Source organism: Isoptericola sp. NPDC019571 (assembly GCF_044389385.1).
Lineage (GTDB): Bacteria > Actinomycetota > Actinomycetes > Actinomycetales > Cellulomonadaceae > Isoptericola > Isoptericola nanjingensis.
This window is the reverse complement of record NZ_JBIRXZ010000001.1, coordinates 206,021-216,600: the sequence shown is the minus strand read 5'-3', so window position 1 is coordinate 216,600 and position 10,580 is coordinate 206,021. Positions and strand designations below refer to the sequence as shown.

Annotated in this window: 13 protein-coding genes; 7 read left to right on the top strand and 6 right to left on the bottom strand. The window is 74.6% G+C overall.

Annotation, left to right across the window (positions count from 1 at the left end; translation table 11 throughout):
- Positions 1 to 95 precede the first annotated feature (95 nt).
- From fbaA to ACH443_RS01000, 3 genes are all read right to left on the bottom strand, one after another.
- On the bottom strand, positions 96 to 1,115 hold the full coding sequence (fbaA, locus tag ACH443_RS01010) for a class II fructose-bisphosphate aldolase (protein WP_429766120.1): 1,020 nt from the start codon (positions 1,113 to 1,115) through the stop codon (positions 96 to 98).
- A gap of 110 nt (positions 1,116 to 1,225) precedes the next feature.
- Positions 1,226 to 1,924, bottom strand: coding sequence for a TrmH family RNA methyltransferase (locus ACH443_RS01005; RefSeq protein ID WP_430589226.1), 699 nt, complete (start codon positions 1,922 to 1,924; stop codon positions 1,226 to 1,228).
- The gene (locus ACH443_RS01000) at positions 1,921 to 2,757 is read right to left on the bottom strand and encodes an SDR family oxidoreductase (RefSeq protein ID WP_430589225.1); all 837 of its coding nucleotides are present in this window, start codon (positions 2,755 to 2,757) and stop codon (positions 1,921 to 1,923) included. The genes ACH443_RS01005 and ACH443_RS01000 overlap by 4 nt, the downstream gene beginning before the upstream one ends.
- A gap of 88 nt (positions 2,758 to 2,845) precedes the next feature.
- Between ACH443_RS01000 and ACH443_RS00995 the strand changes: the two genes are divergently transcribed.
- Positions 2,846 to 3,586, top strand: a complete 741-nt coding sequence (locus tag ACH443_RS00995) for an HAD-IIA family hydrolase (RefSeq protein ID WP_429766296.1) — start codon at positions 2,846 to 2,848, stop codon at positions 3,584 to 3,586.
- A 64-nt stretch (positions 3,587 to 3,650) separates the two neighbouring features.
- Positions 3,651 to 3,866, top strand: a complete 216-nt coding sequence (locus ACH443_RS00990; protein WP_429766124.1) for a hypothetical protein — start codon at positions 3,651 to 3,653, stop codon at positions 3,864 to 3,866.
- 9 nt (positions 3,867 to 3,875) lie between these two features.
- Here ACH443_RS00990 and ACH443_RS00985 read toward each other — a convergent pair whose 3' ends face one another.
- The 3 genes from ACH443_RS00985 to ACH443_RS00975 are packed head-to-tail and all read right to left on the bottom strand — an operon-like array spanning position 3,876 to position 6,045.
- On the bottom strand, positions 3,876 to 4,673 hold the full coding sequence (locus ACH443_RS00985) for a hypothetical protein (protein WP_430589224.1): 798 nt from the start codon (positions 4,671 to 4,673) through the stop codon (positions 3,876 to 3,878).
- Positions 4,670 to 5,254, bottom strand: coding sequence for an orotate phosphoribosyltransferase (pyrE, locus tag ACH443_RS00980; protein ID WP_430589223.1), 585 nt, complete (start codon positions 5,252 to 5,254; stop codon positions 4,670 to 4,672). The genes ACH443_RS00985 and pyrE overlap by 4 nt, the downstream gene beginning before the upstream one ends.
- A 17-nt stretch (positions 5,255 to 5,271) precedes the next feature.
- Positions 5,272 to 6,045, bottom strand: a complete 774-nt coding sequence (locus tag ACH443_RS00975) for an SDR family NAD(P)-dependent oxidoreductase (RefSeq protein WP_429766128.1) — start codon at positions 6,043 to 6,045, stop codon at positions 5,272 to 5,274.
- A 68-nt stretch (positions 6,046 to 6,113) separates the two neighbouring features.
- Between ACH443_RS00975 and ACH443_RS00970 the strand changes: the two genes are divergently transcribed.
- From ACH443_RS00970 to ACH443_RS00950, 5 genes are all read left to right on the top strand, one after another.
- Complete coding sequence (locus tag ACH443_RS00970) at positions 6,114 to 6,635, top strand: VOC family protein (protein ID WP_430589222.1); 522 nt, start codon at positions 6,114 to 6,116, stop codon at positions 6,633 to 6,635.
- A gap of 82 nt (positions 6,636 to 6,717) precedes the next feature.
- A complete protein-coding gene (locus ACH443_RS00965) occupies positions 6,718 to 7,509 on the top strand; it encodes a MerR family transcriptional regulator (RefSeq protein WP_430589221.1) in 792 nt (263 codons plus the stop codon).
- 40 nt (positions 7,510 to 7,549) lie between these two features.
- Positions 7,550 to 8,431: an exodeoxyribonuclease III gene (locus tag ACH443_RS00960; RefSeq protein ID WP_430589220.1), complete on the top strand. Its 882-nt coding sequence runs from the start codon at positions 7,550 to 7,552 to the stop codon at positions 8,429 to 8,431.
- 15 nt (positions 8,432 to 8,446) lie between these two features.
- The gene (locus tag ACH443_RS00955; RefSeq protein WP_430558030.1) at positions 8,447 to 9,178 is read left to right on the top strand and encodes a septum formation family protein; all 732 of its coding nucleotides are present in this window, start codon (positions 8,447 to 8,449) and stop codon (positions 9,176 to 9,178) included.
- Between the two features lie 451 nt (positions 9,179 to 9,629).
- Positions 9,630 to 10,466, top strand: coding sequence for a C40 family peptidase (locus tag ACH443_RS00950; protein ID WP_429766137.1), 837 nt, complete (start codon positions 9,630 to 9,632; stop codon positions 10,464 to 10,466).
- Positions 10,467 to 10,580: the final 114 nt, after the last annotated feature.

Below are 10,580 nucleotides of genomic sequence, written 5' to 3'. Positions count from 1 at the left end.
CCCGCTTTCCCCCCGCCGCGGGCCCCCCCCCCGCGCCCCCCCCCCCCCCGGGCTTCTCTATCTCGGCGAGGAGCTTCTCTATCTCGCGGGGAGGGTCACATCTTGTGGCCGGCGGAGCGCAGCTGCTGCGCGGCCTCGACGATGCGGGCGGCCATGCCGGCCTCGGCCTGCTTGCCCCAGGCGCGCGGGTCGTAGGCCTTCTTGTTGCCGACCTCGCCGTCCACCTTGAGGACGCCGTCGTAGTTGCGGAAGAAGTGGTCCGCGACAGGGCGCGAGAACGCGTACTGCGTGTCGGTGTCGATGTTCATCTTGATGACACCGTTGTCGACCGCCTCGGAGATCTCCTCGGCCGTGGAGCCCGAACCGCCGTGGAACACGAGGTCGAACGGGTTCTCCTTGCCGATCTCCGAGCCGACGGCCTTCTGGATGTCCGCGAGGATCGACGGGCGGAGCTTGACGGCACCCGGCTTGTACACGCCGTGCACGTTGCCGAAGGTGAGGGCCGTGAGGTAGCGACCCTTCTCGCCGGCGCCGAGGGCGCGCACGGTGGCGAGGCCGTCCTCGGCCGTCGTGTAGAGCTTCTCGTTGATCTCGGCCTCGTGGCCGTCCTCCTCGCCACCCACGACGCCGACCTCGATCTCGAGGATGGTGCGCGCGGCCTGCGAGAGCTCGAGCAGCTCGGCGGCGATGACGAGGTTCTCGTCCAGGGGGATGTCCGAGCCGTCGAACATGTGCGACTGGAAGGTCGGGTTCTTGCCGGCCTTCACCTGCTCCGCCTCGAGGGCGAGCAGCGGGCGCACCCAGGAGTCGAGGTTCTTCTTGACGCAGTGGTCGGTGTGGATCGCGATGTTCACCGAGTAGTTCTTCGCGACCTCGGTGGCGTAGGCCGCGAGGGCCAGCGAGCCGACGACGCGGTCCTTCACGGTGGAGCCCGACGCGTACTCGGCGCCGCCCACGGAGACCTGGATGATGCCGTCCGACTCGGCCTCGGCGAAGCCCTGGAGAGCGGCGGTCACGGTCTGCGACGAGGTGATGTTGACGGCGGGGTAGGCGAACTTGCCGGCCTTCGCCCGGTCGATCATCTCGGCGTAGACCTCGGGGGTTGCGATAGGCATCTGCGGTACTCCAATGACGGGGCGTACGAGGATGCAGCGGGATGCTTCGTCGCGACGGGCGCCGTGCGACCCGCATGCAACCGGATTTTCTCACGTCCGGGTCACGGGAGTCACATGCCGTCGGCTCCGTGAGACGGCGCGAGCCAGCGCGACGCCCAGGCGTGCATCGCGACGGCGCCCGCGGCCCCCGCGTTGAGGGACCGCGTGGAGCCGTGCTGGGTGATGTGCAGGACGTGGGCGCACACCGCCTGCGCCTCCTGCGTCAGGCCCGTGGACTCCTGGCCGAACAGCAGCACGCAGCGCGCGGGCAGGTCGGAGGCCTCCAGCGGCACCGAGCCGGGCACGTTGTCGATCCCGATCACCGGCAGGCCGGCCCCGCCGTCCCCCGAGGCCGCCCACGCGGCGAGCGCCGCCGCGTCCGGGTGGTGGTGGGTGTGCAGGTAACGGTCGGTGACCATCGCGCCGCGCCGGTTCCACCGCCGCCGCCCGACGACGTGCACCCCGGCCGCGTTGAACGCGTTGGCCGTACGCACCACGGACCCGATGTTGAGGTCGTGCGCCCAGTTCTCGATGGCGACGTGCAGCTCCCGGCCCGCAGGGCGACGCGCGTCGAGGTCGGCGACGACGGCCTCGACGGTCCAGTACCGGTACCGGTCGACGACGTTGCGGCGGTCGCCGTGCGCCAGCAGCTCGGGGTCGTAGCGCGGGTCCGGCGCACCACCGTCCGCGAGGCGGGGCCACGCGTCCGGGCCGCCCGGCCACGGGCCGACGCCGACCTCGCGCTCGGGCTCGCGCTCGGTCCCGGTCACCGCCCGGCCAGCCACTCGTCGTACGTGATCGTGCCCGACGCGGCGTCGGGCACGAGGTTGCGCCCGGCGCGGAAGAACTCCCCGAGCGGGCCGGGCAGCGGCACGGCGACCGGCAGCCGGCGGGAGCCGTGCGCCCGGCGCCAGGAGCCGGCCATCGCGCGCGCGTCGAGCACCTGCGGCCCGCCGACGGTGGCGGTCGGCGCGCCGGACGGGCCCGTGCTGGGCGCGACCCCGAGCGGGTCGGCACCCTCGGCCGCGTCGACGAGCGCGCGGGCGACGTCACGCAGGTCGATCGTCTGGAAGCGGCAGCCGCGCGGATACGGCAGGAGCCCGAGCCGCGACCAGGCCCCGAGGCGGCTGTCGCGGCCGAAGAAGAGGTCGAGGAACCCGTGGAACTGGGTGGCCCGCACGACCGTCGCCGGCACCGCCCCGGTGGCGTAGACGCGCTCCTGCTCCGCGTGCGCCCGGTAGTACCCGTAGTCGCTGCGGTCGACCGCGGCGATCGAGAGCACGACGACGCGACCCACGCCCGCGCGCCCCGCGGCGTCCGCGACCCGCCGCGCACCCGCGGTGAAGACGGCCTGGGCGGCGGGCGTCATCCCGTTGCTGGTGTCGACCACGGCCTCCACGCCGTCGAACGCCGCGGCGAGCGCGCCTGCGACCCGCGCCTCGTCGTCGTCGAGGAGGTCCACCGCGTGGTGCGTCGCACCGGGCTCGAGGTCCGCGGGACGCCGGCGCGAGACCACCCGCACCTCGTGGCTCCGCGCTGCGGCCTCCCGCACCACGGCGCGCCCGGCCTGACCGGTGCCGCCCACCACCGCGATCGTCGTCATGCGCCCATCCTGGCGCACGCGCGGGGCCGCCCCGCCCACTAGGGTGAGCGGCGTGAGCGAACGACGGATCGAGTGCTGGCTGACCGACATGGACGGCGTCCTCGTGCACGAGGGCCAGGCCATCCCCGGGGCGCCGGAGTTCATCCGCGCCCTGCGCGACGCGGAGCGCCCGTTCCTCGTCCTCACGAACAACTCGATCTTCACGCCGCGCGACCTGCGCGCCCGCCTCGCGACGTCGGGCATCGACGTCCCGGAGGAGGCGATCTGGACGTCCGCGCTGGCCACCGCGCAGTTCCTCACGGACCAGATCCCCAACGGGTCGGCGTACGTGATCGGCGAGGCCGGCCTCACCACCGCCCTGTACGAGGCGGGGTACACGCTCACCGAGTCGAACCCGGACTACGTGGTGCTGGGCGAGACGCGCACCTACTCGTTCACGGCCATCACCAAGGCGATCCGCCTCGTGCGCGACGGCGCCCGCTTCATCGCCACCAACCCGGACACCACCGGCCCGTCCGCCGAGGGCCCCCTGCCCGCCACCGGCGCCGTCGCCGCGATGATCCAGGCCGCCACCGGCCGCTCGCCGTACTACGTGGGCAAGCCGAACCCGATGATGTTCCGCTCCGCGCTCAACCGGATCGACGCCCACTCCGAGGTGACGGCGATGATCGGCGACCGCATGGACACCGACGTCGTCGCCGGCATCGAGGCGGGCCTGGAGACGTTCCTCGTCATGACGGGCTCCACGACCGCCGCCGAGGTGGACACCTACCCGTTCCGCCCGTCGCACGTGGTCGACTCGATCGCCGACCTGATCGACCGTGTCTGACGACGACGCTCCCGGCGAAGGCAGGCCGCCGAGCGCCCGGACGCGACGTGGTACCTGGACGGCCGTGCTCGCGATCGCGGTCGGCGCCGGCATGATCCTCTGGGTACTGACCCGCCCTGTCGGCTACGCGTCGTTCGGCTGGTTCGCCTACGCCCCCCGGTCCGACACGATGTTCGTGCCCGGGTCGTCGAGGCTCGTGCTGATGTGGGTGCTGTTCGGGCTGGGGGCCCTGCTGGTCGGGCTGGGCGGCGGGTTCCTGCTCGGCCGCCGCCGCGGCTGACGGCGCCGCTCAGCGCGGCACGAACGCCGCGACCCTCGCGACGAGGCGCGAGACGTCGTCCAGCGCGTCCAGGTCCTGATGACCCTGGCGCCACCAGAGCAACGTGTCGCCGTCGAGCCGCAGCCGACCGCCGCGCAGGGCGTCCTTGCCCTGGCGGGCGAGCGCCGCGCCGCCGCCGTCGCCGAGCCACGCGCGGGCGGTGCGCTCGCTCTCGGTGGTCACGCGGAACGCGCGGTCGAAGTCCGGCACGCCGACCTCGACGCCGGCCCGCAGTGCGTCGGCGATGCCCGCAGCGGAGACCTCGACGAGTCCGTGCGCGCGGTCGAGGCGCGTGAGGACGACGTGGAACGGGTCGGACACGGTCGCCGGGCCGGACTCCCTGGCCCCCGTCTCCGTGAACGTGCCGCCGGTGCGGCGCTGCACGCCCAGCTCGAGCGTCCACACGTCGCGACCGTCGATCCGCGTCCGCAGCGCCTCGCCGACGGTGTGCCCGACGTCGCTGTCGAGGGGCTCGCGCTTCGGGAACGACTGCACGCCACGCGGTACCTCGGGCTGCCCTGTCCCGCCGTGCGCCGCCCACCGCCCACCGGCGACGAGCCGGTCGACGTCCGCGCCGCGCCTCATGACGAACCGGCGCTGGGCGCGCACGTACCCCAGCCCGGCGACGACCGCCGCGACGGGCACGAGCACGGACGCCACCCACAGGTCGATCACGCCGAAGCCGGCCAGCGCCGCCGCCGCGACGACGACGGCCATCGGGACGACGAGGATCGCGAGGCTCGGCCGCCGCGCGGCCGGGCGGCTCACGCGAGGCCCAGGTCCGCCAGGTCGTAGAGGTAGTGGTAGGGCACGCCGAGGGCCTCGATCTTGTCGCCGGCGCCGGTGGCGCGGTCGACGATCGTGGCGCAGCCGAGCACCTCGGCGCCCGCGGCGCGCAGCGCCTCGATGGCCGTGATGGGCGACCCGCCGGTCGTCGTCGTGTCCTCGAGGACGACGACCTTGCGGCCCGCGACCTCGGGGCCCTCGATCTGCCGCTGCATGCCGTGCGCCTTGGCCGCCTTGCGGACCACGAACGCGTCGAGGTCCTGCCCGCGCGACGCCGCGGCGTGCAGCAGCGCGTCCGCGATCGGGTCGGCGCCGAGCGTGAGGCCGCCGACGGCGTCCACCTCCGCCGTGCCGAGGCCGACCTCCTCGAGGTGGTCGAGCAGCACGTGGCCCACGAGCGGAGCCGCGCGGTGGTGCAGCGTGATCCGGCGCAGGTCGACGTAGTAGTCGGCCTCCTTGCCGGAGGACAGCGTCACCTTGCCGTGCACGACGGCGAGCTCGGTGATGAGGTCGCGCAGCTGCTCGCGGGGCGTGGGGCCGAAGGCGGAGTCGGTGGTCGTCACGGGCACCAGGGTACGGGTCAGCGGTACTTGCCCACGGCGCGGACGGCCGTGCGCGGGGCCAGGCGCAGCAGCGCCGCGGCCGCCTTGTAGCGGACCGACGGCGTCGAGATGACGACACCGCGCCGCACGTCCGCGAGCGCCTCGGAGACCACGGTCGGGGCGTCGAGCCAGCCGGCGTCCGGGATCGAGGACATGTCCACGCCCGCCCGGTCGTGGAACTCGGTGCGCACGAACCCGGGGCTCAGCACCGTGGCCGTGACGCCGGTGCCCTTGAGCTCGACGGCCAGCCCTTCCGTGAACGACCGTACGTAAGCCTTCGCCGCGGCGTAGGTGCCGCCGGCGGTCAGCGCGGCGATCGACCCGACGTTGAGGATGGCGCCGCGCCCGCGGCTCGTCATCTGCCCGGCGGCCGCGTGCGACAGCACGAGCACCGCCCGGACCATGACGTCCAGGGCGGACACCTCGACGGCGAGGTCACCACCGACGAACGGCTGCGCCGTCGCGAACCCGGCGTTGTTGACCAGCAGACCCACCGGGCGCCGGTCGTCGCCCTCCTCGTCGCCGGTGACGGCGAGCCGGGCGGCGACCCGCTCCAGGTCCTCCGGCACGGACAGGTCTGCGGGCAGCACCTCCACCCGCACGCCGGCGGCCGCACGCACCTGCGCGGCGACCTGCTCCAGGCGGTCGGCGTCGCGCGCGACGACGACCACGTCGTGTCGCGCGGTGGCGAGCTGCCAGACGAACTCCAGGCCGAGGCCGGCGGTGGCGCCGGTGACGAGCGCGGTACCCATGGGGGCAGCCTAGAGGGCGGACGCCGTGAGGTTGACCCTCACGCGACGTGAGGCTCCACGCTGGCCGCATGACCGACACCACCTTCCCCGCGTTCAGCATCAGCCCCGTGCCGCGGCCCGGCCCTGGCGTGCAGCCGCCGGAGCAGTTCCGTGGCATCTACGGCATGCCGATGTTCGTCACCGTCCCGACGGACGACCTCGAGGCGTCCACCGACTTCTGGGTGCGCGGCCTCGGCTTCTTCGACCTCTTCACCGCCCCGGGCACGATCACCCACCTGCGCCGCTGGGCGTTTCAGGACGTACTCCTCGTGCCGGCGCCGCAGGCCGCCGCGCCCCGTCCCGGGCCTGGGCGGTCGAGCGTGAGCTTCTCCTGCGTGCTGAGCGAGATCGACGCCGTCGCCGTCGCCTGCGAGGAGGTCTCTCCCGGTTCCACGACGGGCCCGCGCCTGCAGCCGTGGGGCACCGTCGACCTGGAGGTCGTGACCCCCGAGCGGACGCGCGTCGTCATGACCGCCGCCCGCCCGTGGGACCCGGCGAGCCCGGAGGCGGCGCACGTCCAGGACCGGCTCGGCTTCGGTGCCGAGGCGTGAAGGCGCCCGTGACGTCGCGGTCCGTCGTCGTCCTGCACCAGGACGACGACGCACCGCGACGTCGCCGGGCAGACTGGACGATGTGGCCTCCCGACCCGACCTCACCGTCGGCGCCGCGGCGCGGGCCGCGGGCGTCACCGTCCGGACCCTGCACCACTGGGACGCCGTCGGCCTGGTGCGCCCCTCGGCGCGCACGGCCGCCGGCTACCGCCTGTACACGGCGTCCGACCTGGCGCGCGTGCACCGCGTCGTCCTGTACCGCGACCTCGGCGTGCCGCTCGACGAGATCGGGGCGCTGCTCGACTCCCCCGAGGGCGCCGACGCGTCCCTGCGCCGCCAGCGCGACCTCGTGCGCGAGCGGCTGCGCCGGCTGGAGCGCGCGGCCGACGCCCTCGACCGGCTGGTCGAGGCGCGCGAGCGCGGCGTCCTGCTGACGCCCGAGGAGCAGGTCGCCCTGTTCGGCGACGACTGGCAGCCGTCGTGGGCGGCCGGCGCCCGCGAGCTCTGGGGCGACACCGACCAGTGGGCCCAGTTCGCCGAGCGGGCGGCCGAGCGCACCTCCGAGGAGTGGCGGGCGGTCGCCGCGGAGGCCGAGGCCGTCCTCGACTCCCTCGCCGACGCCCTGGGCCGCGGCGTGCGGCCCGGCAGCGCGGCGGCCGACGCGCTGGCCGAGCGCCACCGCGCGTCCCTCGGCGCCTACTTCGACGTCACGCCCGCCATGCACGTCGTCATCGGGCGCATGTACGCCGCCGACCCCGAGTTCACCGCGAACCACGACGCGCGCCACCCGGGCCTGACGGCGTGGCTGAGCGAGGTGATCGACGCGGCCGCCCGCGCCCACGGCGTCGACCCCGACACCGCGACGTGGGGATGACCGCCCGGTGCCGTCGGCCTCCGCCGGTAGCCTGGCGCCCGTGCGCCTCGCGACCTGGAACGTCAACTCCGTCCGTGCCCGCGTCGACCGGGTGATCGCCTTCCTGGAGCGCTCGGGCACCGACGTGCTCGCCATCCAGGAGACCAAGTCCCGCGACGAGCAGTTCCCCCACGCGGCGTTCGAGGCCGCGGGCTACCAGGTGGCGCACACCGGGCACTCGGCGTGGAACGGCGTCGCCATCGCGTCGCGGGTCGGGATCGCGGACGTCGAGACGTCGTTCCCCGGGCAGCCCGGGTTCGCCAAGGCTCCCGCCACCGTGCCCGACGACGCGCCGGCCGAGGCGCCCGACGTGACGCCCGACGAGGCGCCGACGACGCTGCTCGACGTGCCGCCGCCGGTCGAGGCGCGCGCCCTGGGGGCCACCTGCGGCGGCGTCCGCGTGTGGTCGCTGTACGTGCCGCACGGCCGCGCGATCGGCGACCCCCACTACGCGTACAAGCTGGCGTGGCTGGGTGCGCTGCGCGACGCCGCGGCAGGCTGGCTCGCCGACGACCCGCGCACCCAGGTCGCGCTGGTCGGCGACTGGAACGTCATCCCGCTCGACACGGACGTCTACGACGCGGCCGCGTTCGAGGGCCACACCCACGTGACCCCCGCCGAGCGGGAGGCGTTCGCGGCGTTCGCGACCGCCGGGTACACCGAGGTGACGCGCGAGCACCTGCCCGCGGAGCACACCTACACGTACTGGGACTACCAGCAGCTCGCGTTCCCCCGGAACAAGGGCCTGCGCATCGACTTCGCCTACGCCTCCCCCGCCGTGCGCGAGCGCGTCACCGGCGTCGTCATCGACCGTGACGAGCGCAAGGGCAAGGGCGCCAGCGACCACGTCCCGGTGATCCTCGACCTGGCCGACCCGGCCTGACGCGCGGAGCCCGTCGTGACCGAGGAGCAGCACCAGCACGACCCGGACCGGCGCGCCCCGCACCGGCAGCACCCGGCGGACGAGCCCGCACCCGGTTCCGCCCCGCCGCCCGCGGAGCCCGTCTTCGCCGCGCCGACGCCGGCGGGCGCGCTGCCGGCGGACGGCCTCACCGGCCTGGGCCTGCCGGGCACCGGCGACGACGACGCCGCGCCCGCGCCCGGCGACGCCGTGCCGGGTACGCCCCGGGCGGGGGTCGCCGGCACGGTTCGGGCGCGCCGCGTCGCGGGTCGTGCGGCCGTGGCGGTGGTGGCGCTCGCGGTCGTCGGCGGCGCCGTGGCGATCGGGGTCGCGACGGCGCGCGACCGGGCGACCGCCCCCGTGCCGGCCGCGGTGACCGGGGCGCGCGAGGTGAACGCGGCGCAGCTCGTGCTCGGGTCGTGCCTGCGGGAGCTGCCTCCCGGCGACGTCGGCCGGGTGACCGTCGTGCCGTGCGCGAGCGAGCACGGGGCGCAGGTGGTGGGGCGCACGGACTCCGCGGCGGGCGCGGTGTGGCCCGGTCACGACGCGCTGGTGCGCAAGGCCTCCGCGGACTGCGGGCCCGGGCTGCTGGGTGCCGCGGGCCGCGAGGACGAGGGGCCGACCTTCGTCGTCCTCACCCCGTCCGAGGACGGCTGGGCGGCCGGCGACCGCACGGGGCTGTGCGTCGCGGTCTCCGCCTCGCCGGGGACGGCCGACCTGCTGCGCTGAGCCTGCGACCGTGGTCGGACGCACGGACCGGTCGACGTCTCTGATATCCCCCCACGGGTGGATTCTTACAGTGACCTTCGTCACATCTGGTATCACGGCACGGCGTCCGGTTCGGCCTGTGTTGACCGGACTCGTCCAGCGCCGATGCCTGTCGACCCCCGCGCCACCGACACGCCGGACCTGTTATCGGAACGTGACCTCGACGGGTCCTCAGGGTTAGCGTCCCTCGACCGCACCTAGCAACGGGTGCCGGCCGACCGGGACGCAGCCGAGTGCTGCCGGCGTCCCGGTGACCACGAAACTCACGGCAGCAGCGGGAGACCCACTTCCGGCCGGCCGCCCGGGCACACCGCCCGGACGCTCCCGGCCTTGGGGTTCAGCCACCTTGGTGGCGGGCCAACGATCTCGGCCTCACCCGACAGCTCATCTCGCAGGCTGGAGGTCACGCCCCATGTCCATGTCCCCTGCCCCCGCGCGCCCCGGCACCGCCGCCGTGGCCGCTCGCCGGCCCCGCCGGGCGATCATCGCCCTCGCCGTCGCCGGCGCCCTCACCGGCGGCGGTCTTGTCGCCGTCGCCCCCCACGCCTCGGCGGCCCCGGCCGCCACGGCGGTCCAGGCGGCCTCGACGTCGTCGAAGCCCCGGCCGTCCGTCAGCCTCAAGGCCACCAAGACGACGCTGATCAAGGGTTCGGGGAAGTCCAAGCGCCCCGTGTACACCGTCACCGCCAAGCGTGCCGGCAAGACGATCGCCGGGAAGGCGAAGCTCGTCATCAACGGCAAGGTCAAGTCGACCAAGACGATCCGGCACGGCAAGGCGACGTTCAACCCGAGCTGGCCCATGCACAAGGTCGGCAAGAACAAGGTCCGCGTGGTGGTGGACCCGAGCGGCTCGAGGCTGCTCGCGAAGTCCAGCCGCACCGTGACGACCACCGCGAAGAAGCCCGGCTCTCCTGTCGTGGCGATCGCGAAGACGAAGGTCGGCGCCCGCTACGTCTCCGGCGCCACCGGTCCGAGCTCGTTCGACTGCTCGGGCTTCACCTCCTACGTGTACAAGAAGGCGATCGGCAAGAAGCTGCCGCGCACGTCGTCCGCGCAGAAGCACGTCGGCACGAAGGTCTCGCGCAAGAACGCCAAGCCCGGCGACCTGATCTGGTCGCCCGGCCACGTCGCCATCTACATCGGCGACGGCAAGCAGATCGACGCCGGCAACCCGCGCGTCGGCGTCGTCAAGCGCAGCATCTGGCAGTCGAACCCGACGTTCATCCGGGTCAGCAGCAAGGCGGTCTGACCCCCGCCGAGATAGAGAGGCGGGGCGCCCCGGCGGGGGGGGGGGCGGGGGCGGGGGGGGGGCGCGGGGGGCGGGCGGGAGACAGCCGGGGGGGGGGGGACGGTCGGGGGGGCG

Coding starts and splice junctions, on each gene's coding strand:
- fbaA (WP_429766120.1), bottom strand. CDS start 1,115: ATGCCTATCGCAACCCCCGAGGTCTACGCCGAGATGATCGACCGGGCG.
- ACH443_RS01000 (WP_430589225.1), bottom strand. CDS start 2,757: ATGACGACGATCGCGGTGGTGGGCGGCACCGGTCAGGCCGGGCGCGCC.
- ACH443_RS00995 (WP_429766296.1), top strand. CDS start 2,846: ATGGACGGCGTCCTCGTGCACGAGGGCCAGGCCATCCCCGGGGCGCCG.
- ACH443_RS00975 (WP_429766128.1), bottom strand. CDS start 6,045: ATGGGTACCGCGCTCGTCACCGGCGCCACCGCCGGCCTCGGCCTGGAG.
- ACH443_RS00970 (WP_430589222.1), top strand. CDS start 6,114: ATGACCGACACCACCTTCCCCGCGTTCAGCATCAGCCCCGTGCCGCGG.
- ACH443_RS00950 (WP_429766137.1), top strand. CDS start 9,630: ATGTCCATGTCCCCTGCCCCCGCGCGCCCCGGCACCGCCGCCGTGGCC.